This is a genomic window from Nostoc sp. FACHB-152 (genome assembly GCF_014697475.1).
In the GTDB taxonomy this organism is placed as follows: Bacteria; Cyanobacteriota; Cyanobacteriia; order Cyanobacteriales; family Nostocaceae; genus Nostoc_B.
On the sequence record NZ_JACJRV010000002.1, the window covers coordinates 195533 to 219364 of the forward strand.

Annotated in this window: 20 protein-coding genes; 7 read left to right on the forward strand and 13 right to left on the reverse strand. The window is 39.2% G+C overall.

Annotated features, from left to right (window positions below; all coding sequences use genetic code 11):
- The first annotated feature begins 28 nt into the window (after positions 1-28).
- Positions 29-571 carry a hypothetical protein gene (locus H6G76_RS02970; RefSeq protein WP_190695149.1) on the forward strand — a complete coding sequence of 181 codons (543 nt, stop codon included), beginning with the start codon at positions 29-31 and terminating at the stop codon, positions 569-571.
- Between the two features lie 90 nt (positions 572-661).
- Here H6G76_RS02970 and H6G76_RS02975 read toward each other — a convergent pair whose 3' ends face one another.
- Positions 662-1978, reverse strand: a complete 1317-nt coding sequence (locus H6G76_RS02975) for an aminopeptidase P N-terminal domain-containing protein (protein ID WP_190695151.1) — start codon at positions 1976-1978, stop codon at positions 662-664.
- 576 nt (positions 1979-2554) lie between these two features.
- Here H6G76_RS02975 and H6G76_RS02980 point away from each other — a divergent pair.
- Positions 2555-3808, forward strand: coding sequence for a VCBS repeat-containing protein (locus tag H6G76_RS02980; protein ID WP_190695153.1), 1254 nt, complete (start codon positions 2555-2557; stop codon positions 3806-3808).
- A gap of 340 nt (positions 3809-4148) precedes the next feature.
- On the opposite strand, the gene H6G76_RS02985 is transcribed toward H6G76_RS02980, so the two are convergent.
- Together H6G76_RS02985 and H6G76_RS02990 are read right to left on the reverse strand one after the other, a co-directional pair.
- Entirely contained in the window at positions 4149-4364 is a 216-nt protein-coding gene (locus H6G76_RS02985; RefSeq protein WP_190695156.1) for a DUF2839 domain-containing protein, read from the reverse strand.
- Positions 4365-4556: 192 nt separating this feature from the next.
- Complete coding sequence (locus H6G76_RS02990) at positions 4557-6113, reverse strand: helicase C-terminal domain-containing protein (RefSeq protein ID WP_190695158.1); 1557 nt, start codon at positions 6111-6113, stop codon at positions 4557-4559.
- Positions 6114-6264: 151 nt separating this feature from the next.
- Between H6G76_RS02990 and H6G76_RS02995 the strand changes: the two genes are divergently transcribed.
- A complete protein-coding gene (locus H6G76_RS02995; protein WP_190695161.1) occupies positions 6265-7227 on the forward strand; it encodes a M48 family metallopeptidase in 963 nt (320 codons plus the stop codon).
- Between the two features lie 227 nt (positions 7228-7454).
- Here H6G76_RS02995 and H6G76_RS37615 read toward each other — a convergent pair whose 3' ends face one another.
- Positions 7455-7577, reverse strand: coding sequence for a hypothetical protein (locus tag H6G76_RS37615; RefSeq protein WP_277883071.1), 123 nt, complete (start codon positions 7575-7577; stop codon positions 7455-7457).
- Positions 7578-7603: 26 nt separating this feature from the next.
- On the opposite strand from H6G76_RS37615, the gene H6G76_RS03000 reads away from it, so the two are divergent.
- A complete protein-coding gene (locus H6G76_RS03000) occupies positions 7604-8026 on the forward strand; it encodes a hypothetical protein (protein WP_190695162.1) in 423 nt (140 codons plus the stop codon).
- Positions 8027-8099: 73 nt separating this feature from the next.
- On the opposite strand, the gene H6G76_RS03005 is transcribed toward H6G76_RS03000, so the two are convergent.
- Positions 8100-8657: a Uma2 family endonuclease gene (locus H6G76_RS03005; RefSeq protein WP_190695164.1), complete on the reverse strand. Its 558-nt coding sequence runs from the start codon at positions 8655-8657 to the stop codon at positions 8100-8102.
- A 109-nt stretch (positions 8658-8766) separates the two neighbouring features.
- Between H6G76_RS03005 and lysS the strand changes: the two genes are divergently transcribed.
- Positions 8767-10452 carry a lysine--tRNA ligase gene (gene lysS, locus H6G76_RS03010; protein WP_190695166.1) on the forward strand — a complete coding sequence of 562 codons (1686 nt, stop codon included), beginning with the start codon at positions 8767-8769 and terminating at the stop codon, positions 10450-10452.
- A gap of 179 nt (positions 10453-10631) precedes the next feature.
- Here lysS and H6G76_RS03015 read toward each other — a convergent pair whose 3' ends face one another.
- The gene (locus H6G76_RS03015) at positions 10632-10820 is read right to left on the reverse strand and encodes a hypothetical protein (RefSeq protein WP_190695168.1); all 189 of its coding nucleotides are present in this window, start codon (positions 10818-10820) and stop codon (positions 10632-10634) included.
- A 93-nt stretch (positions 10821-10913) separates the two neighbouring features.
- The gene (locus tag H6G76_RS03020; RefSeq protein WP_190695170.1) at positions 10914-11510 is read right to left on the reverse strand and encodes a glyoxalase-like domain protein; all 597 of its coding nucleotides are present in this window, start codon (positions 11508-11510) and stop codon (positions 10914-10916) included.
- Positions 11511-11706: 196 nt separating this feature from the next.
- On the opposite strand from H6G76_RS03020, the gene H6G76_RS03025 reads away from it, so the two are divergent.
- Together H6G76_RS03025 and H6G76_RS03030 are read left to right on the forward strand one after the other, a co-directional pair.
- Positions 11707-12345: a sigma-70 family RNA polymerase sigma factor gene (locus H6G76_RS03025; RefSeq protein ID WP_190695172.1), complete on the forward strand. Its 639-nt coding sequence runs from the start codon at positions 11707-11709 to the stop codon at positions 12343-12345.
- 90 nt (positions 12346-12435) lie between these two features.
- Positions 12436-13575 carry a lipopolysaccharide assembly protein LapB gene (locus H6G76_RS03030; RefSeq protein WP_190695175.1) on the forward strand — a complete coding sequence of 380 codons (1140 nt, stop codon included), beginning with the start codon at positions 12436-12438 and terminating at the stop codon, positions 13573-13575.
- 56 nt (positions 13576-13631) lie between these two features.
- Here H6G76_RS03030 and H6G76_RS03035 read toward each other — a convergent pair whose 3' ends face one another.
- The 6 genes from H6G76_RS03035 to H6G76_RS03055 form a co-directional block, all read right to left on the reverse strand.
- Positions 13632-17018: a helicase-related protein gene (locus H6G76_RS03035; protein WP_190695177.1), complete on the reverse strand. Its 3387-nt coding sequence runs from the start codon at positions 17016-17018 to the stop codon at positions 13632-13634.
- A 526-nt stretch (positions 17019-17544) separates the two neighbouring features.
- The gene (locus H6G76_RS03040; RefSeq protein ID WP_190695179.1) at positions 17545-17784 is read right to left on the reverse strand and encodes a hypothetical protein; all 240 of its coding nucleotides are present in this window, start codon (positions 17782-17784) and stop codon (positions 17545-17547) included.
- Positions 17785-17842: 58 nt separating this feature from the next.
- Positions 17843-19723, reverse strand: a complete 1881-nt coding sequence (locus H6G76_RS36860; protein WP_313934738.1) for an Eco57I restriction-modification methylase domain-containing protein — start codon at positions 19721-19723, stop codon at positions 17843-17845.
- Positions 19708-20853 (reverse strand): type IIL restriction-modification enzyme MmeI, encoded by a 1146-nt coding sequence (locus H6G76_RS36865; RefSeq protein WP_242056297.1) that lies wholly within the window; start codon positions 20851-20853, stop codon positions 19708-19710. Before H6G76_RS36865 ends, H6G76_RS36860 begins: the two co-directional genes overlap by 16 nt.
- 533 nt (positions 20854-21386) lie before the next feature.
- Positions 21387-22253 carry a fructosamine kinase family protein gene (locus H6G76_RS03050; RefSeq protein ID WP_190695181.1) on the reverse strand — a complete coding sequence of 289 codons (867 nt, stop codon included), beginning with the start codon at positions 22251-22253 and terminating at the stop codon, positions 21387-21389.
- A gap of 59 nt (positions 22254-22312) precedes the next feature.
- A complete protein-coding gene (locus H6G76_RS03055; RefSeq protein ID WP_190695183.1) occupies positions 22313-23596 on the reverse strand; it encodes a pitrilysin family protein in 1284 nt (427 codons plus the stop codon).
- Positions 23597-23832: the final 236 nt, after the last annotated feature.

Below are 23832 nucleotides of genomic sequence, written 5' to 3' on the forward strand. Positions count from 1 at the left end.
ATAAACATCTACCAATTTTTTGCAGACAATGAATAGCACAGTAAAATTTTTGACCTTGGCTACTGTCACCCTTGCCCTATTATCTCTGGCTGAACTAGTGTTAGCACAACAGGCAAAACTGACACACCAATCCAAAGTATTTATTAATGGTATTGGCCCTGTGCGAGTCGGGATGAGCGTTACCCAAGCAGCCAAAGCAGCAGGGACTAAATTAGTTGGCGATCGCCCAAATAAAATCTGCTACTATGTCAGGCCTCAAGAAGAAAAGCATATAGGTTTGATGATCAGTGGCGGTCGTGTTGCCAGAGTAGACGTATATAAAGATAGTCAAATTACCACTGTTAAAGGTGCGAAAATCGGTGATCCTGAAGCGCGAATCAAATCACTTTATCCAGGACAAATTCAAGTCTCACTCCATAAATATGTTCCTGGAGGACATTACCTAACTTTTGTACCTAAAGACCCTAGCGATCAGAATTATCGGGTAATATTTGAGACGGATGGCAAGCGTGTAACTGGGTTTCGTTCAGGCCAATTACCGGAAGTTGAATATGTTGAAGGATGTTCATAATCAAGATTTATCGTTGATCAAAACTCACGCTGGTTAAGATCCCTGACTTCTTTAAGAAGTCAGGGATCTGATCATGCACTACTGAAAAAGTTAATAAATTCTCTCTACTTCATCTACCTCTTTGGGAACCCCAGCCGTTAGCACTTCGTGTCCTGTAGGTGTAACCAACACATCATCTTCAATCCGAATCCCAATACCAATCCAACGCGGGTCTGTTGGTGGTTGGTCTTCGGCTAGTTTCGTATCTGGGACAATATAAATTCCCGGTTCCACTGTCAACACTTGACCGGGTTGCAAAATCTGCGGTTTATCATCACCGTGTTGATACACACCTACATCATGAACATCCAAGCCTAACCAATGGCTGGTGCGATGCATATAGTATGGTTTGTATTTTTCTTCTTCAATGAGTTTATCAACTTCGCCTTTAAGAATGCCAAGGTCAACTAAACCTGTGGTAAGGACGCGCACGGCGGTATCGTGAACTGATTTGAAAGTATTACCTGGTTGGACTTGAGCGATCGCTTGTTTTTGCGCTTCTAATACAATTTCATATAATGCCTTTTGTTCTGGGGTAAACTTGCCACCGACAGGAAATGTGCGGGTGATGTCAGAGTTGTAATAGCCATAAGCACAACCAGCATCAATTAATAGCAAGTCTCCATCTTGCATTTGACGTTGATTTTCGATGTAGTGGAGAACGCAAGCATTCACACCAGAAGCCACGATAGAAGGATAAGCTGGCCCCATTCCACCCCGCAGACGAAAGATGCGTTCAATCTCGGCTTGGATTTCGTACTCATAACGTCCGGGTTTGGCGATCGCCATTGCTTGATTATGTGCTTCAATAGCGATCGCAGCTGCTTGGCGCATCAGTTCTAATTCGGCTTCTGTTTTCACCAGCCTCATACTGTGAAGCACTGTACAGGTATCTTCGATAGCAATTGGCCCTGTACCCCGCTTGGGATAAGTCCGCAGTAGACTTTGGTAATGATGGAGAATTTTTTCATTAAAACCGCGATCGCGGCCTAAGTGATAATAAATGCGATCGGCTTTTTCTAAATATTGCGGCAACTTTTCGTCTAGTTCGTTGATGGGATAAGCTTCATCCGCACCATAAATCTCTTTGGCTGCATCTACCCCACAACGATAACCAGACCAAACTTCCTTCTCCCGATCCTTTGGCTGAACAAATAAAACAAATCGATGTTCTGGATGATGAGGTGTTAATACTGCAACCGCTTCGGCTTCATTGAATCCAGTCAAATAAAAAAAATCGCTATCTTGACGATAAGCATATTCGACATCGTTGTGCATTACTGCCATTGGCGCACTCCGAAAAATTGCAGTGCCATTACCAATTTTTGCCATTAACTGTTCGCGGCGCTGCCGATATTCTAATTGCATATTGGTTCAATTTGTGAACTTATTGTATTATTTTACACATTTAACAACTATAGGCTAAACAGATAAAGCCTCTGTGTAGTTGCTTGTTTAAGTTATTTTAACTAAATATTTATCGCTCTTCTAGTCATTAATTATCTCAGAGTGCAGATGTTACTGATTTGAGGATTGATCTAAATTAGATCCCCCATTGACTGCCTCAAAGATGCAGTATAAAGCATCAATTTTTTGTATATTTATAGAAAAAATGTTTTGAAATCAGCATTTTGTTATGAATATTTTGTATTTATTGAGCAGCTATATTTTTTATTACTGCTAACTAAATAACAAATGTTTTTTATATATAAAAAACATGACATAGACAAAATATGCTGACAAATTTAGATATTGATTATCAAGGGCTTGCAAAAAATCAAGAAATCATTTAAAGCAAATTTTCTATGTAAATAAAGACAAATATTCATTTTTAGAAAATGTTTACAACAGAACAATAAAAGATGAATAACTGTTATTTAATTACAGAAATCAAAGTGGTCAGCAGGTTAAAACTTTGAGAACAACCAGTGATAAAAACACACTATGCCTGCAAATCAAAATTCCTCAGCATTTGTTAGAGATAATAACAACCTTTTTTCTGCATCAATTGCTAAATCAAATGCATTGTTAAGCAACAATGTTTTTAGCAGTACTGATTTAAAACCTAGTGCTTCAAGCTCATCTGCACTAGCAGGCAATAGTTCTCCAACAATCCCACAAATTCAAATTCCAACAGGCAGCAGTAATCCTAATCCCAATCCTTACTTAAAAAGTGCAGCGATCGCACCTGATTTTAACGGTGATGGCAAAGTTGACAAACTGTGGGTTAATGCTCAAACAGGTGAAGTGATCATTCGCTTAATGGATGGCGCTCAAGTCCTATCCCAAGGTTCTATGGGTAAATTGGACATCAACTCTTGGACTTACAAAATTGCCGATTTTAATAATGATGGCAAAACTGACTTTTTATTGCGTAATTTCAAAACAGGCGAAAATAGAATTGCATTAATTGATGGCACTAAAGTTGCTAGTACAGCAGCTTTAGAGAAAGTTGATCCTAATTGGAATCCTTTGATTGGTGATTTCAATGGCGATCGCAAAACTGATATCTTCTGGAATAATGCCCAAACTGGTCAAAATGCCATTTGGTCAATGGATGGCACTAAAGTTGTCAGTGCCAATGTTCTAGAGACAACAGCAGTAGGCTTAACTCCTACCGTTGTTGATTTCGACGGCAATGGTAAGAGCGATATTTTCTGGCGCAACCCTAGCACCGGTGCTAATACTGCTTGGTTCATGGATGGCGCGAAAGTTAGTAAATTTAATCTCCAATCTCAAGCTGCTGGCTGGAACGCAGTTCTTGGGGATTTCAACGGCGACTTAAAGACTGATATTCTGTGGAGAAATACTTCCACAGGTGAAAACAAAGTTTGGACTGTAAACGGTATCCTAGTCTCTGAAGGCGCAGTCAAAAAACTTGATTCATCTTGGAAAGCTAACATTGGTGACTTCAACGGTGACGGCAAAACAGATGTCTTCTGGCACAACGAGAAGACTGGTGCTAACACCGCTTGGTTGATGAATGGTACAGCAATTAGTTCTGAAGCCTTCCTCCCCAGCAATAGTGCAGCCTTAACACCATCGTTTGGCGACTTCAATGGTGATGGCAAAACTGATGCCTACTGGCGCGATCAAACAACAGGTACAGATAAAATTTGGACAATGGATGGCACCAAAGCAACAGAGACTACTGTAGCTGAAAAAGACAGACAGGGTGCTGGTTGGTATACAGCCTAATAATTTAATAGTAGAAGGCAATAGTTTTTGCAATTTATTATCCTTCTGCTAAGGCAGTTGCTCTAGGTATCTGGAGCAACTGCCTATTTTATTGATAATAGGAGGTAATATCGTGTCCGGTTAAAGACTTATCATTAAGACCGCAGGGGAGGGGGGGAGAAGGTTTGCTGTTTCTGCACAGATGCATTTAATCACAACTGATCAGCCGGACATGATATAAAGCATTACTGTTATTGAGATTTACACACTCAGAATTCTTGGCTGTATCACAGCATTGTTTATCTACATCAAGTAGACTCATCTAGCCTCTAGCTCCTAGTCTCTAACCTCTTTACCCTTTTTAACCTACTATTTGCCACCAACCAAAAGCAGGGCCAATAAAACGGATAGTTACCCAAGCAACAACCATACCGCCAATTCCAATCCAGGCTCCACGAGTAGTCCAAGTCACAAACAATTCGGATTGCCTTTTTGTAATCGGAATCCAAGTTAAAATACGCTCTTCTTGACCGTATTTTTCTCCCAGTGTTTCTTTACGACGTTTTGCTTCACCCATAATTACTAATTCAAAAATTCAAATTGCGTTTATGTTTATCATGCCAAAGATGCGATCGCATCTTTAAGGCAATTTATGAGGTTCAAAATGTGCGAACAAGCTGATGATAGCGTTTGTACAGAGGTGATCGCACTTATGTTGAAAAAATGTAAATGTTAGAGGCAATAGGCAATAGTTGACTCTGGACTCTTCTTAAGCAGAATTTTCTTTGTCAGGGTTGGCAAATAGGCTGGGATCTAGGTAGTTAATGCGTGCTAGGGGACTTAGAGCCGCTAGAATTTGTGAGCCATAGCTACGGTTGACGACTCGGCTATCGAGTAAAGCTACCACACCTTGATTTTCTCTGACAGGAGCGATCGCTCGTTGCAGTTCATTTAAAGCCGATGGTAATAAATATAAACGAAACCAGTCTTGGTGCGATCGCTTGTAATGTGCTACCCTCCCAGCCACTAGCGGATTTTCTAAAGATGGCAAGGGTAATGTAGCAATAATTAATAGATGGGGCGCGGGTAAAACATTTTGATGTTCTCGCCAATATTCCCAACCACTAATTAAAATCCCATTTTCATCTAAACAGGTTTTTTCTACCTGCACCCGTGAACCAAACTCTGATGCCAAAATTGCGCCTACTTGAGCCTTAAGTGGCACATCCCCCACTAAAACCACAGTTAATCCTGGGGCTGTTGCACTCAGACATAGCAAAGTGCGAACTTTGTGAACAAAGGCTGCTTGAAATTCTGGTGTGTTAGGTAAAGGTAACTGATGGGGTACATACAGTTGAATAGCTTCGGCTTGGCTATCGGAGGAAAATTTCAAGCAAGTTACATCATCTAATCCCAGGCGTTGCCGAAACACAGGAGCTTCTGTTTCTGGTTCTAAGGCACTACCGATTAAAACTACTGGCTGTCGTTGCCAAATCGGTGAGAGAATTTCGCCCAGTTCAATCGGGGCATAATTTAACGAAAATAAGCCTTGCCGGCGGGCAATAGTCGTCCAAAAAAGATGGGGTGGGCAATCGACAAAAGAATTTTCATTACTGCATTGAAATTGCTCCCAGAAATTTTGCCAAACTTCAGGAATCTTATGTAGCTCTAATTCCGAAAAAAGACCATTAATAATTTCTGCTTCTGGTTGGGAGATGAGATAGCACTCATAAGGGTTCGCTGGGTGCTTAAATACTTCTTTTGTTAGCTGTGTTCTAGCAGTCCCAATTGCTTGGGCTTGATTGGGACAAGCAAGCATGAGTTCATCCCAGTCTTGAGGTTGCACAGTTTGGACTAGCTGATCACGTATCCAATCTTCTAAATCATCTACTCCGTCAATAATTGTAGGAATACCTGGGGGAAAAGCTTCAGAAGATGTTAACTGCCCTTTTAACCAAGCTTCTGGGGAAGTGAGGAGTAGTCCTTGGAACTCCGAATTAGGCCAAGCGTCACCTGTCCTGATTGGTTTTTGAACTTGTAACCACTGTTGTAAGCGGGGAATTTCTACTTGCAACAGACGTTGTTGCACTGTTTCTGGAGCCACAATAATTACAGGGCCTTGCCACATCAATGCTGATGCGACAAAACTAGTGCGATATCGTCCTTGATAACCACAAGCAGCCCCGACTTGAATTAAAGCACTACGTCCTAAACGCAAGGCGCGTGCCACCAACCGTGCCATCGTCAAATGATGGGGCCAGGAAGGGAACCCCGCCTGCGATCGCAGGAAGTTATGTAGTGACAAATGAACTTCTGCCTCAATCACACGCTTCCAATCCCATACAAAATGATGTGTTTATTTCCATTAGCCCCATTTCTATTATTCAGTTATCAGTGAACAGTTATCAGTTACCAGTTATTAAACTGATAACTTAGACTGTTCACTGTTCACTGTTCACTGTTCACTGAATTAAATTATGCCAACTTACACAGGAATTTCCAGTGAAGCCTTCAGGCATCCACTGGATCGCCAAGCTGAACAAGCTTTACGCAATTTACCGGGATTCGATTTAATTGCCCGTAAGTTTGTGGAATTTGTCTACGAACGCCCGCAGTTAGTTTATCTAATGGGTAACGCCATCCAAGTAGGGCCGAGGCAATATTCCACTATTTATCAGATATTTCGGGAATGTGTGCGAGATTTGGACATTTATCCAGAACCAGCACTGTTTGTTTCACAAGACCCGCAAGCAAATAGTTATGCTCTAGGGCGAGAGAACCCTTTTATTGTCATAAATACAGGCATACTAGACTTACTAGATGAAGCCGAAATTAGGGCGGTGCTAGCCCATGAACTGGGGCATATTAAATGTGGTCATACTATTTTAATTCAAATGGCGATGTGGGCGATGAGTGCTGCTTCTGCTTTGGGTGAATTAACCTTTGGCATCGGGAATTTCGTTTCACAAGCCTTGATCTACGCCTTTTTTGAATGGCGGCGGAAGGCTGAATTGACAGCAGATCGTGCCGCATTGTTAGTAGTTGATGACTTAAATACTGTAATGTCTTCAATGATGAAGGTGTCTGGCGGTAGTCACAAATATGCCCACGAATGTAGTTTACAGGAGTTTATTCAGCAGTCAGAAAGTTATCACGCATTAGACCAAGATGGGCTGAATCAAATATATAAGTTTTTGATGTACAACGGCGCACAGGGCATCATGTTGACCCATCCCTTTGCTGTAGAACGCATACGTTATTTAAGGGATTGGTCAGTATCCGAAGAATATCAGCAAATTCGCCGAGGTCACTATCCGCGATCGCCAGCCGAAGGTGCAGTAAATGTGGCATCCGAAACCTCCGCAACTGAAGCAGAAAATTTACGTCGGCAAATTGAAGAATTACAACAGGAAATTAATAGAATGAAAAATTCTCAGTAGAGTGCAGGATGGGCGTTATAATGCCCATCCTGCACTGGGTTATTTTTATTTACACTTATTGATTAAGTTTAGTAAAATATAAGACTTTTTTATAAAATAGAGCTTTAAATAAGAATTTTTTAAACATAGGCTTTTGACCTACTTATTTAAGCAAAATTTCTGTAGCCTGATTTATATTTTGAGATTCCCTAATCACCGATAATACTTTTAGGACAGCTTGGCAGAAATCAATATTCCAGAAAATTTGCCTTCTGTATCCTGCTGTTTGCCTTTTGCACATTGGCAGCAATATTATCTAAACTACCATCAAGATTCAAAATTTTAACTTGAATCTTGCTTAACTTCAGCATGAAATTTCCTGTAGGCATTCCTCAAAATGGTAATTAATTTTCCCAAATGGCTGTCTGTGTTAGCTAATATTCTGGCCCTTGTCATCTTCATGCCGGGAATTGCCTTAGCTACACCTTTTCAGGCTAACTCTAGTATGATTTTGACTCAAGCTAGCTTTGTTCCCAGCTACTTAATTTCTGATTCTGAAGCTGATTTTACTCCGCAAGAACGCCAACAACTTCAGGCTTTGCGTCAACGTCGCAACAAAGAAATTACTAAAATTTTAAGTTCAGCACAACGTGACAAGCTCAAAGAAAAGTTACAGGCTGGAAATAATATTTATCAAGCTTTAGAAAGTTTAGATTTACATCCAGATCAAGAAAGTATGATTAAAGCTGTTATGCAATTGACAAACTTGAAAATGAAGGGAATTTTATCTCGGCATTCTCTACAAATAGGACAAAAATAGCTGATGTAATTGCACAGTAAAGTGATGAGATTTGTAAGTTTACATCTGTGTCAGCAAAAAGCGATCGCTCAACTTATGGAAACAGTTGACTAACTTGAACTGCAATTTCTGGAAAGGCAACCAAGTTTATTGATACATCTTCATCTAAAATTAACTGTTGATTGTAATCTGCAAAATTAGGTTCCCGGAAAACATCAACCTGACGCTGATTTACATCTAAGATCCAGTATTCTATAATTCCTGCCTGAGCATAAAGAGGAGCTTTTTGTTGGTGATCGCTTTCTAGTGTTGTATCCGCCACTTCAATCAATAAAAACACTTCATCAGGCGCAGGATGATGATCAACGTACTTTCGTGAATTGATGCGGACAACGGCAATATCTGGTTCAGGTTCCGAGTATTGACTTAACTGAATGGGGTCTTGTACACGCACTAAAGCGACTTCCGCCAACAGCCGCTTCAGGTAGTCAGATGCACACAGAGTTGTAGCGGCGTGGGGGGGATTTTTCGCACTCATGGGTATGACTTGCCCCTCAATCAGTTCCACTCTTTCATCGGCTGTAATTATACCTGTTGCCAACATCCGATGATATTCATCTACATTCCATAGGCGTACATTGGTTTGTGTCATAATGGGATTCCTTAAGCGATCGCATCTCAAATTTCCCAAGCGCAAAAATCTCTTACTGTCTACTTTTGCAGCATCTATAATTAATCTTGCCCTATTCTAGTTCGTTACCATGTCGGAAGAAGATCTCCGTGCCGCAAGGCTGGAAAAAGTAGACCAGATCAAGCAGTTAGGGGCTAATCCCTATGCCTATCGTTGGGAATCTAGCCATCACGCAGCACAGTTGCAAGATAAATTTGCTGATTTAGCCAACGGTGAAGAAGTTGATTTAGACGTTGCGATCGCCGGACGGATTATGGCGCGGCGTGTTTTTGGTAAATTAGCATTCTTCACCTTGCAAGACGAAACTGGTAATATACAGCTTTATCTAGAGAAAAGTCGGATTCAAGAAAGCATGGCAGAGATTGATGCTGATGCTTTCAACCACCTCAAGCAACTTACAGATGTAGGCGATATTCTAGGCGTTAAAGGTACTATTAAACGGACTGAAAAGGGCGAGTTATCAGTCTACGTCAAACAATACACCATCCTCACAAAATCCTTACTGCCCCTACCCGACAAGTGGCATGGATTGACAGATATTGCTAAACGCTACCGTCAGCGTTACGTTGACTTGATTGTTAACCCCGAAGTCCGGCAAACTTTTCGCCGTCGCGCCCAAATTACCGCAGGTATTCGCCGCTATTTAGAACAGCGAGATTTTCTCGAAATTGAAACGCCAGTTTTGCAAAGTGAAGCCGGGGGTGCAGATGCACGTCCCTTCATCACTTACCACAACACCCTAGAAATGGAATTGTATCTGCGAATTGCTACAGAACTCCATCTCAAGCGGTTGATTGTCGGTGGTTTTGAAAAAGTGTTTGAATTAGGGCGAATTTTCCGTAATGAGGGAATTTCTACCCGCCACAACCCCGAATTTACCACAATCGAACTTTACCAAGCCTACGCCGACTACAACGATATGATGGCGTTGACGGAAGGAATTATTACCACCGTCGCCCAAGAAGTTCTCGGCACATTGCAAATCACCTACCAAGGCGAAACTGTAGATTTAACACCACCTTGGCGACGGGTGACAATGCAAGATGTAGTTAAAGAAGCTACAGGCTTAGATTTCAATTCCTTCCAAAGTTTGGAAGACGCAAAAGCCGCAGCTAAAAATGCTGGGATTCCTGGAGTAGATGAAGCCCAATCAATTGGTAAGGTACTAAATTTAGCCTTTGAAGAAAAGGTAGAAACTAACTTAATTCAGCCTACCTTTGTCATTGACTATCCGGTAGAAATTTCGCCATTAGCAAAACCGCACCGTTCTCAACCCGGTTTAGTAGAACGATTTGAGTTATTTATTGTGGGACGGGAAACTGCTAACAGTTTCTCAGAATTGACAGACCCTATCGACCAACGAGAACGTCTCGAAGCCCAAGCAGCAAGAAAAGCAGCTGGTGATTTAGAAGCCCAAGGCGTAGACGAAGATTTCCTGACAGCGTTGGAATATGGAATGCCACCCACAGGCGGTTTAGGTATTGGAATTGATCGGTTAGTAATGTTATTAACTGATTCTGCCAGTATTCGGGATGTGATTGCTTTCCCCTTACTCAAGCCGGAAGGCAGCTTTATTAAGGAATTTCGCTATGATGCAAAAACTCAAACACTGACCATTGAATTTAACAGTGGAGGTGTGTACGAATATTATAAAGTACCACCTGAAGTCAAAGTCGGTCTAGAGAACGCACCGTCTGATGGTCAATACTTCAACAAGTTCATTAAAGGGAAATTTAAGTATGAACAATTGAGTTAAGGCAGTAAACCCTTAAATTGTATGGTGCGTTATAGTAACGCTTAACGTACCATATTGATTGGTACGTTACGGCTATTCCTCATTCTCAGAAACGCCTAAATCTTTGCATAGCAGTAACACAACACCACTGGCTACAACGCAGGGAACCCACACAAAGCACTGACTCCCCTACTGAATATTTACCCGTTTTGTCTTTTTAACTCTTGTATTAACAATTGGCAGCGTTTACTAGCTTCTTTAGCTTGCCTCATTAAACTTTTACTTTGTTCGCGGTTGGTTTTACTAATTTCTACCGCTTGTTGACTAAAATGTACTGCTTGTTTACCTAGTTCTTGAATGCGAGTTTTTAATTGTTCAACGGTTTTCATTCACTCTCCAATTCAGAAATCAAAAGAACTGATGCCTAATAAATAAGGTGCGTTGGGCAAAGCCACAACGCACCCTACTTGTAATAACTAATATTAATTAGCTACTTCAGCCAATTCAATGACGCGCCCTTCGTAGTCTTTAACTAAAAAATTTAGTGGCTTTTGATTGCGAATTTTGAATTTTAAACCACGGGTTTCTACCCGCATCAAAATCATTTCTAAGCAGTCGCGATCGAAACAAACGTGACGCTGCTGGTTTTTGTTACCTAGACTTGCCCCTGTAATAACGTGTAATTGGGTATTTTTCTTTAATTGATACCACAGCCCTTCGCTGGCATTATTCATTGTTTTGCTAGACCAACTGGGACTTGCGGACATATATAAAGGGTCAATCCCCGCCGCGCCAATGGTTTGTTCATAGTTGTAGTAGTAGTGCAAAGGCACTTCGGCGGCTGGCAAATCTAACAGCCCTTCGTACAACTGTCGCGCAATTTCTAAATCTGACACCATGACGGTGTGGACTTTGGGTGCGCTAGTGAGAAACATCCACATTGCACCAGCATATGCTGCTAGCAGCATCACCATGATGCCTTGAGTAGAGAATAAGCTATCCAAGGGCAGGGATGGTAAAAATGAGCCTAGAGTCAACGGAGCAAGCGAAAACTGCATTACATTAGCTGCTATAACCATGAACAAATGAAAGATTGTATAAGGGAGCCGCTTTTATTTTTATCGATAAAGACTAAAATTAAGTCCTCGTTTCTAGTGTACCAATACTAAAGTAGTCTGAGCTTCGGTAGCAACCAGACTTACATTAAGACTTTACGGGTTTGACTGTGGGGCTGTTGTTATAAACATTATCTTAACAACTATCAGTTGAAGGCTTATGCAAATTCCTCATTTTCCAGAAACTAATCATCCGCTTGTGAAGTCGCTGTTTCATCACAGTGACCAAGAACTGCTGAGTTTATTTCAGCGATATCCTGAGACTGGCAAGTATTTTACGGCGATTTTTTGCCGTTATAGCCCGATAGTCTACACCTTAATTCAACATTCGGCGCGATCGCCTGTACAGGCAGATTATCTGTTTGCCATGACTTGGCGACATATTTATTACGAACTCGGCGGTCTTGACTTAGAAAACCCGCCGCCAGGCCATGAAGGCTTAACTTTACAAAATTGGCTGATTAACATCACAGCTTTTTGTATTAACGAGATTGAATTACCACCAACCGAAGCTATTCATTATTCTTTGCAAGCTACTTCTCCACCTTTATGGTGCTACGTAGAAAAGGCGTTAGACCAATTACCGCCAATATTAAGATTGATGGTGTTGATGGCGCAAACTTTTCATTGGAGTGAAACGAGAATTGCTGCGTATCTGCAAGCAGAAGGCGAAAGAATTGCCCCTGCCGAAGTAGCCAATTTTCTTCAGGAAGGCTATCGTATGCTAGAGGACAAATTACCTGCTGACATCCGCGCTATATACTTGGGCGAAGATTTAGTTTCATCATCTACTACGTAATATTGCAGATGTTAATGGTAATTATGCCGCAACAAATAAAACTTTTACAGAAACTTTATACTCTAAACCGAAATTTAACGGGTAAGTTTTATGCAGCAACGGCATTTATTCCCAAAACATCCTGTTTTGGATTCCGCTACCAAGTTTGACTCCAGAAGCTATGGATTTTGGCTTCTTAAGGGTGTCGCTACCTGGCGACGAGTGGATTCATTTCAATTTTTTAGTTTTTCTTTTTTACTGTTTACTTTTTTATTGAGTCCGATCGCAGCGAAGGCTAGCGATATTACACAACAACTTCATCGTCCGTTAAGCAGTTCCAGTTGGCAACAATCGAGAGATAAAGCTGATAGTTTGCTACGGATTGGTGAACAACAATATAAGTCAGGACGCGCTGATAAAACTATTGATTCTTGCTTGCAAGCTTTAGAAATTTATCACTCAATTAGCGACTATAGAGCTACAGGTTTAACTTATGATTTACTAGCCAAGGCTTATATTCAACAAGAACGTTATAAAGAAGGAGAAGATGCTTTACGTAAAAGATTAGCGATCGCGCGTGATACCAAAGATTTTCAAGCGCAAATTTTCGGACTAAATAATATAGCTGCACTTCTCCTGCAAGAGGGTGAAACTGTAGCTGCTGGTAGCACAATTCAAGAAGCATTAAAAATTGCTCAAGATGTAAAAAGCATCGAAGGTCAAGGACTTTCGTTGAGTAATTTAGGTTTAGTAACTGCCAGATTGGGTGATTACAATAAAGCGATTAAAATTTATGAAACCGCTTTAACTTATCGCCGTCAAAAAGGTGATGCTATTGGTGAAGCTAACACTCTCAATAATTTAGGTGATGCCTATCTTGCTGCTGGAAATTATCAAGATACCATTGGTACTTATGGGGCGGCAATGCGGATGGCGAAAATGAATGGCGATCGCACCAATCAATTACGCGCCATTGATGGTTTAGTCAAAGCGCACAGTTCCGTAGGACGCAATGAACGCGCTTTTGAATTACTGCAACAGCGTTTAATTTTGGCGCAAGAATTACAAAATCTACCAGAACAATTGAAATCTTTTGAATCTTATGCCCAGTTATACGAGAACTTAGGTAATTATTCTACTGCGCGTAATTTTTACGAAAGAGCAATTGCGATCGCGCAGACATTGGAATATACACAGCAAGAACTAGTCTTGAAAGATAGATTAACTAAATTGCATAAAAAGCGAAATTAATATTATTCTGATTGGGTTTGGTAGGGTGCGTTATGCGGATAACGCACCGCTTTCTACTAAACCAAAGCCTCACTACAAATAATTATAGGAATTGCCTGCGATAACCTCGGCAAATCATGTTCTAGCAACTCTTTCATATTATGTTGATTATAAATATGTACGAGTTGCTTAAACAATTCTTCACCTGTGAAAGCATCTCGCCGCAGTTTATTTAACTCTCTATTAATAGCTTGATTCACCGAAGCACGAAAAGCTTTTTCTAAAATATTGATTTGGCTTTTTAAATTTTCGTCAGCAGTTGATTTAAAAAACATCCTCAATTCTCGCAGAATATATCTCTGTCCTTGAGTTAAACCTTGACTAAACTCTCTTTCGGCTTGACGATGTTTCACTTCTTCTGCAAATAGACGTTTGACTTGCATCACAGCAGCGTTATGGTCTTTGGGAAGCATCAAAGTAGGGGTAGTATCATCAGCTTTAATTGCACCTAATATCCGAGGGATATCTCTAGAAACTATTTCACCTTGATTATCTAATAAAAATAGTTGCTGATAGCCTTTAATATCAGGTCGATTAGGATCAGAAGCTTCACAGAAAATATATGTACCCTTGTTCATCGAAAATTTAGCCGTGCGAATACCATGCGGTAAATTGGCGATGCGTTCAAATTCTCCAGGGTCTTCTTTTTGTAACTTTCTCAAAAGTTCTTCGGCTTCATTCAAATCTAAGAAATTATCTTCATCTTCGTTATCAAATAGACTCAACTGTTTACCATTTTGTTCGTAAATGGCATACATTGCTTCTTCATTCAGTTGTTCTGTTTTGTCAAGAATAGCAGCATCTTCGCCAATAGTGTCGTGAATTTCTTGGATTCGGTTTTTCAGCTTTTGTTTTAATCCTAAATTACGTTCAATTCCGAGTTCTGGTAAAAAATTATAGCCATAAATTACATCTTTTTCACTACCAATGCGGTCAATACGCCCAAAACGCTGAATTAACTTAACTGGGTTCCAATGCAAATCATAATTAATGATTAAATCACCATCTTGCAAGTTTAAACCTTCTGCTAATACATCAGTAGCAATCAATGTATTCAGTTCTGATTCTCCGGGTTTAAATTTATATTCTTTGTTTGCATTAGGCGCAAATCTGCCTACTACCCTTGCTTTATTTTTGCTGCTACCGCTATAAATTACATCAATATCTTTATGTTGACCATCTGGGTTTAAATTATCGAATAAATATTTGGCGGTGTCAGCATATTGAGTAAATATCAATCGTTTTTTATCTCGAAGATTGGGTTTAGATAACCATTGAATTAAAGTCTGTAGTTTAGTATCTTTATCAGGGGTGATGGGTTCGACTAAAACCAAAATTTTTTCCAGCAGTTTTATATCATGTTCAATATGCTGTTGTAATTTCTCCGCGTCAAAATCAGATAAATCATATTTATTAGATACTTGTTTTAATGCGTCCATCAAATCTTGTTCTTCTGCTTGGTTATAATCTTCCGACAGCAGAGTTTGGGCTTCTTCTCCAGCAGGTACAAATCCTCGAGATAATGCTTTTAAAAACCTTTCATGCACTATCAGTAATTTTTTAATAGTTTGTCTAAAAGCGTAAACACTCGACTCAAAGCGTTTGAATAATAATACTCGCATTAAACCCCGCAAGTTAGAACCTGCACGTTGTAAAGTGTTATAAGGTTCTTGCTTTTGTTTATCTTTTAAAACATAGTTCCAGAGTCCATAACGCGCATAGCTAAGTTGATTTTGCGCCCCCTTACCTTGTAGGGAAGGGGGTTTGGGGGTTAGGTTCTTACGCGGTTTACCCATGTATTGGCGTAAATCTTGATAAAGTCCTTGGTATGTATCTTCAATGCTGTATTCAATAGTTTCTAGTTCGCGTTTCGGGAAAAAGCGATGTTGACCACCAACGATGACATAAGCACGTCGGGTTCCGTCTAGGTATTCTCTAAAATTAGACGGGTCAACTTTTTGATGAGTTTTAGAATCAAAACCGTAAAAACGTAAGATATGATTGCGGGTACGACGAATTAGAATATGAGAAAGTAATTCTGGTAATTTTTTAACTCCTTTATCTACTAATTGAAAGTATTCTTTTAAATTAGGTGGGTCTATTGGTAAATCGGTTTTATCATCTTGGTGAAATAATTTTAACTGGTAGTAAATGTCCCAAGCACTTTTATTGCGCGGAGTAGCTGTTAATAAGCAACAACGTTTACCAGCAGCTAAAAAAGCTTCGACTACTTTGTATCTTTGAGTTGTGTGATTTCTTAAGTTATGGCTTTCGTCTATTAGCACGAAATTTCTATCTTTAAATCGAAAGTCATCTAATAAAACTTTGACTCCGGTTTCATCATCTTCTTTCAACATTCCCATTGAAAGAACACGAGCGTTTAGGTGGTAAACTTCATTATATCTATCCCACATTTCTATTAGTGGTGCAGGGCAAATAATTAAAGGACGGGCGCGTTCTTCTTGTTCAAACCTTTTAACTATTGCAGCACCAATAAAACTTTTACCTAACCCTACGACATCGCTAACAAAAGCACCGCCATAATCTCTGATATTTTGGACGGCATTATTAACGGCTACTTTTTGAAATTCAGCTAGTTGTTTACTAATTTCGTCATCTATAATTAAATTTTTAGGTGCGGTATCTTCTAACCTGTCTTTGACTAAAGTATATAGAGTTTTATAATAAACATCATAAGGACGAACAGGTAAACCTGCCCAAGATTGCTTCATTTCTCTCATTAAGGCTTCGTTAAAATCTTCCGCTTCATCCCAGAGTTCATTAAACCATTGGGTTAATTCTGTATGGTTATCGTTACCATGAATCATGACATTTAATTCTGTATTATGAGTAATTCCAGAGAGTGTAAGATTAGATGAACCGACAATGGCAATTCCTTTTTCGGTACGTTCTAAAGGTCTACCTTTATTATCAAAAACAGTACCGTAGTCAAAAATATAAGCTTTAGCGTGTAAATTCCCTTTAGTATAAACGCGAACTTGAAGCCGTTTTTCTTCTATCATTTGTACTAAACTTTTGACTAGTGTTTCGGCTTCATCAGTTTGATCCATTAGTTCTATGCTGGAACGAATATTCTCTGCTGTTTTATCTGTTATTTGTTTTTCTTGACTACGCTTAGGATATTTTTGCGCTTCTATTTTATCGGTAATTAATTCTAATCTGCGATAGCCTTGGGCAATTTGTTCAATAGTTTCGCGGTTGCTAGTGTTGCCAATTAATAAGCGTAATTCTTTAATATTAGCAAGGCGTTCTGCAATGGCTGTAAAGCCGGAAATGAAGAAATAACCTACTGCGAAATGTGCTGCTTCTGATGAGTCGAGAATGCGTTTTATTTGGTCTACTAGCTTGTGGTTGCGATTGTCTATAATGTCATGTATAGGCATAATCTTGATATGGTAGTTTGAATAAAAATATGAGTTATTCGGAAGAGCTTGAGAAGTTGATAGAATCTAACACTACAGCAATTCAAGCTTTAACTAATTTAGCCAAGAGGATTTTTATAAAAGTAGCTAGTGATGTATCAAATATTTTTAGATCCCCCTAAATCCCCCTTAAAAAGGAGGACTTTGAGCAATGATTCCCCCCTTTTTAAGGGGGGCTAGGGGGGATCAAGATCCAGTTTGATACTTTTCAAACAATCTCTAATGCAATTTAGATATTGAAATACTTAGAATCTCGTAATCAATAAGTTATGTAAGTGGAATTCTACTTTTTTTAGCCAAATTTACTACTGATGTATATATCCCCGACTTCTTCAAGAAGTCGGGGATATGATTTTAGTTTCAAGATGTTAAAACTTCACTAAGAATTACAACAGATAAATTAGAGACGTTGCGAAAGCCTTTATCATTTCAACGCTATAAATAACTGGTGATGTATCGACATATACTAAACTTGAATCTGGAATATTTAATCTTCCCATGATTCACGTTCCTCTTTTAGATACTTGTCTACTTCTTCAGCAGTTTTGAAAAGTTGTCTCCCAGGTAACTCGTTAAGAATATCTACTGCTGAACGCTTTTTAGTTGCTGCTTTCTCTGGCAAAATCACGAATACGTCTACGCTATCGCCTATTTGTGCTTCGGGGACTTCAATTTCTATTTTGTTTCCTGGTAAAACTTTGGTGGTGATACGTAAAGCTGATTGCATAGTTTTTTCCTCAATTTTTCTTAATACTGTAGGTGAGATTGTTGTTTTCTCTATTGTCCTACAGTCCATAGAGGGCGGCGACGCGTTGATCTATTTCTTTCTCATATACTTCACAGTTAACGCCTTTTGCGTCTAGGCATTTTTGCACTAGTTTGGATATTGCTTCGCGTTCAGAAGTTGATGCGTTGGGGATAGGTACTTTATTCATGTAAATACTGCGTAATTCGATGCTTTTACCTAATAGTTCAGAACAGTGGCTTTTAAGGTAATCCCATATCAATGAAGAATTTAGTATTCCTAAGAGGTAAAGTTCTGGGATAGGAATAATAAAAGATTTATCATTAATAAATACTCCTTTTGTATCTAGGGCAAATCGCGGTTCTTTAGCGATAACAGGATAGATAATTTTAGGCTTACTAAAAGCATCTACATATTCTGCTCCATAACGTGCCATACACCACCAGTTATATCGACCGTCTCGACATTCAGGGCGTGCTTTTAGTTCTTGTTCCCATTTAAGAAGATGATTTTTTACAGCAGGATAATTATCTATTTTTAAATCCCAAGGAGAATAAATGAACCATTTATCTTTATAATTTATCTGCCACTTACGAACATCATCGCCAATAGCTAACGGTTTAATGATTTCTGCACTTTTAGGGTCTTGATTAATAAGTTCTGCCCGTTTTGCCCCATCAATAATAAATGCTTTATTAAAACCAGTTTTTACACCGTAATAAATATTTCCGTTGACATACTCGCCCAATTGGATACCTGCTGCTTCCATCTTTCGTAAACGATTGACAGAGGTTGTATCAGTTAAAGTCCAATTTTCACCTTTTAAAGCATTATAAGGTAATATATGTCCGCTATCTTGAATAATTTGTTTTACATCAGGGTAAGGAGATTTCAAAGATTTTACTTGTGTAAAAGTGGGTAAAACATCATTTGATTGTTGATTCTGAGCAATAAAAATCATCACTAAGACAGCAGCACTTTGGAATACTGGTAAATCTCCAAAATCAGTAATACTGTGAACTTGGCAATTATCAGCAATATGCTTTTTCAACTTATCCCCATATTTTGCGCGAAACCACTTATTAGATGAAATAAACGCTAACATCCCACTTGGTTTTAAAAGCTGCAAAGCACGGGCATAAAAGAAACAATATAAATCAGATGTACCTGTATAAACAGATGGATAAACTTTTTGTAATGTTGGCTTTAAATCTTTAATCAATTCTTGTCTAACATAAGGCGGATTTGCAACCTGAATATCAAACCCACCATCTGCAAACACCTCTGCAAATTCTACCGCCCAATCAAAACCTGTTGGTGCTTGAGTGCTTCCATTAGTTATTAGCCGAATTTGTGTTTTTAATTCATTGATTTCTGCTTCTAATGTTCGCTTTTTACCTCCTTCATGGGTTCGCATATATTCCGCTTTCTTTTGACTGTATTGATTAACTAATTCAGTCCTAATCATTCCAGTCGTCGCAGGGCTAGGTGCAGTTAAACTATCACCAATCTCAATTTTATATTTCAGGTTTGGCAGTGGGTTTGGTTTTGCACCTTGATATTCAACAGCTAGTGATAACCATAATCTCAACCGGGCAATATTAACTGCAAATACATCTTTATCTATTCCATATAAGTTATTTTCGATAATTTCTAACTTGCGCCGATAAACAGTATTTGAATCTAATCCTTTTATGGCAAACAAACACTGGCGTAAATCTAGTAATTCGTGCAGCATACCTAATAAATAGGCTCCACTTCCGGCAGCTAAATCACAACATCTGACTTTGCGTAAACTTTCTAATATTGCCTCTGGGTTAACTAAATTATCTGGATTATGTTCATCAACAAATAAATCTATACTATCGCTTGATTCTGTTGTAACTTGAGTTTTTAAATATCCTTTTAATGCCTCCCGCACATAAAAGAAACTATTGGTTTAGGTGTATAATAACTTCCAGATTCATGTCTACCTGTAACAAGTTCCTCGAAAACTTTGCCTAACATTTCGGGATCTACAGCCACTTCAACGTCAAGCGGTGTACTTTCGGTAACGGTGAAAGCAAAGCGTTGAAATAATTCATGCAAAATACTATCTATACACTCATCAGGAATAATTATTTGCGGATTTTTATCATCTTTGTCTTGTTCAAAAAGTCCGCCATTTAAATACGGAACACTACCAATTAAGTCTTTGAGAAAACCACCGTTATTAATTCCGGTAATGTCATATTCTGGGCTGTTATTTAGTCCGGAAAAGAATAGGTGTGAAAGTCTATCTCGATAAAAATTGTATTTAGATTCAGCTTGATTAACTTTATAGTCTTCCCATAAAGCTTTTAAGTAATCATTTCTTTGCTGAAATTGCAACCAGCCTTTTTTCTCAATAAAAACAATAAACATCAAACGGTTAAATAACTTTTGCGTAAATAACCGCTTATGTTCATCACCACCAATTCCTTGAATTAATGCTTCAACTTTCTCAAAGGTACGCCGATATTCTCTGAAAAACTCCTGCGTTACAGCTTCTACGTCAAAAGCTTCATCATGGCGTGTTTGAATATCTAAGGGTGATGCGTTGGGTATTTGTTCTAAATCTAATAAACTAATTCTTTCTGTGGCTGTGCGTAGTTGTTCCCCTTGTCCAACTGTTATCCGGCGAAAGAGTTTACGCTTTTGTATTGAGTTATCGTATTTAACGTTTAAAAAATGCCAGTGCGATTGTGATTGGTTAGAAAATATGAATAATGTATAAGGATGTTCTTTGAGAAGTTGATTAACAATTCTTCTTTCAGCTTCTCTGGATAAGTTTTCTGATTTTAGTTTTGTATAAATTACATGAAAAGCATTGTTAGCCCCTCCAACCGCTAATAATAAAGGGTCGCCTTCAATCTCATCTTTAACGATATCCGTGAATTTGCGGCGAGAAAGTTCTTGATTTATTCGTTCGTAATTTAGTTGACTCCAGAATAATTTTTTTAATGAATCAAGGTTGTTTAAATTCTTGAGGGAATTTTGTACTGATTGTTGTAGTGTAGATGTGGCAATCATGTGTATGTTTGTATTTGTTGTGTGGCTTTATAAGCGCAACATAAATGACCGCCAAGCTGATAACTTGCAGTAATTGAATAAAATTATTTGTATGACAAGTTGGTGCTAGTTAGATAAAAATCTACTGCGCTTATATTGATGAATACATACCAAATTATTTACCCTAATTAGTCAATTGGGTAATAAGTATTTGATTAATTTATAGCCGAGGTTAGTACCTTAAATTAAAAAGATAGGGGAAACAAAAATAATAAATATATGCAATCAATTTATGATTGCTATACACACCTTTTAAAGGATAAATATATTTTCTTGAGCAACTTCATCTCAATTTAATTTACATATGTAATATACGCCTACCGCGATTATACAGAGACTGAAAAAGTTCAGTAATTATATGTAGATTTATATGTAAGCAAGTAGGGTGCGTTATGGATTTTAGTTTTAACACCCTGTAAATAGAATGGTGCGTTGCGCTGCGCGACAACACACCCTACAAGCTGTTTTAATTGCTGGGCGATCGCACTCCCAAATCACCTTAAAATTTGCTCAATCATCCGATTTGCTTGGGAACCATAGCCACCACCAAATAAGTTTAAGTGGTTCAAAATGTGATACAAGTTATACAATATTTTGCGATTTTCATAGCCGAAATCTAAGGGAAAAGTTTCGTTATAACCTTGATAAAAAGCTGCTGGAAAACCACTAAAAAGTTCAGTCATGGCAATATCAACTTCTCTGTCGCCATAATAAGTTGCTGGGTCAAAAATTACTGGTTCTCCTAACACAGTACACCCAGCATTTCCGCCCCATAAATCGCCGTGTACTAAGGATGGTTGTACTTCGTGTTGGGCTAATAATTCAGGAATTGCTGCTAGTAATTCATCTTGTTTCGGAAAGTTACCGCCCCGCCTTCTAGCTAACTGAAATTGATAACCAAGGCGATGTTTGCAATAAAATTCCACCCAGTCTGCTGTCCAAGTGTTGATTTGGGGCGTAGAACCAATAGTGTTATTCATCTCCCAGCCGAAACCATTTTGGCTGGTTGCTTTGTGCATGGCGGCTAGCTTGCGTCCCATTTCTACCCAAGATTTGGTGTTACCGCTACCCATTTCTAGCCATTCCAAGACGATATAGCCAGAATCACCAGTTGTTCCCCAACAAATCGGCTTTGGTACACGAATACTATTTGTGGCAAACATTTGCTTTAATCCCAACATCTCAGCTTCAAACATGGCGACTTGCGATGCTTGGTTGAGTTTGACAAAGTATGTTGTTTCACCGTTAGAAACGGCGTAGCCTTGGTTAATACATCCGCCACTCACAGAACGCCGTTGTTGAGTTTGGAATTTTTCGCCAGTTACCCGACTAATATGGGCATCAATTTCAGTCCAATTCATGAGATTTTGTCAATAGTCAATGGTCAATGGTCATTTGTCATTTGACCATTGACTAAAATTTACACTGGTTTCATGACAACTACACCATACGCGGCTGGGCAGAGATACTGATTGGCGGCGAGGAGTAAGTCGTTGGCTTCTTGTTGTTGAATGTGGGCTGGGTAGTTGAAGGCTGGTTCTAAATCTCCGACTAATGATTGATAGAAACCATATAAGCCGGCGCGATCGCTTGGGGTTTCGTTACCAAAAATAAATCTGTTGGCGACGCGTTTACGGACACGATCAATTTCTTTGTCTGTGACTAATTCTGTTTGTAATCTGCGGATATGTTGAGCGATCGCTTCTTCAACGGCGGCTATGTTTTCGACTGCACATTTAGCAGAGATATAAAATGTACCTTGGAGTAAGTTACTCATATTGCTAACTGCGATCGAAGAAACTAATCCGCGTTCTTCTCGCAAATCTCTCACCAACCTTGATGTCCTACCATGTCCTAAAATTCCAGCTAATACATCTAATGCATAAGTCTGATTTAGCTGGGCTAATCCTGGAACCCGCCATACCATGACTATTCGTGCTTGCTGAAGGCTTTCATCTACAAATTCTCGACGTACAATTTCTGTAAATGCAGGTTCGGGATTGATAGTTGACGCTTGACTATATATAGCTGGTGGTTGACGGTTATGTACCTGTGTAAACCCCTCAGCAATAGTTTCGATTAATTGTTCTACAGGTAAATTACCCACCGCCACAGCAGTAATCGACTGGGGTTGATACCAACTAGTATGAAAATCTCGCATCTGCTGGGGTTGCAGCCCAGATATTACCGATTCTGGCCCCAACACTGGACGGCGATAGGGTAGTACATCAAAAGCCATTTCCATAGCGCGGCGAAAAGTCCGACGGTGGGGATTATCTTCGGAACGTCTGATTTCTTCTAAAACTACAGCACGTTCACGTTCAAAGGCATCATCAGGAATACTAGGATTAAATACGACATCTATTTGTAATGGTGCTAATTCGGCAAAGTCTTGCGGAGCCGTAGTTATATAGTAATTAGTGTAATCTTGGCTGGTAGCAGCATTAGTAACAGCACCTCTCTCTTCAATTCGACGTTCAAACTCACCACTGGCGAGTCGCTCAGTTCCTTTAAAAATCATATGCTCTAAAAAGTGAGCCATACCGTTGATGGCATCAGATTCTACAGTTGAGCCAACCCTAATCCACAGGCTGAGGTTGACAACTTCAATTGGCATTTGCTCTGCAATGATTGTCAAGCCATTGGGCAGTTGATGTAGTGTTGGGGAATTGAGACGCGGAGTTTTTAACAGGGTTGAAGTCATGGGTCGTGGTGAGTGAACAGAGTTCTTACTCCTTTATCTTATCTGTCACTTAAATCCATCACCCAAATCATACCTATAATCTGATTGGTTGTGATTATCACCACTGCCAAGAGTTACCAAGTTTGCAGTGATCATCAAGAAAAGGAAAAGATTTTCACAGTGATGCTGTTGAACCTTTTCCTTTTAATTATTCACCTGATTGATAAATATAGGACTAGTATTTGATTTTTGAAAAA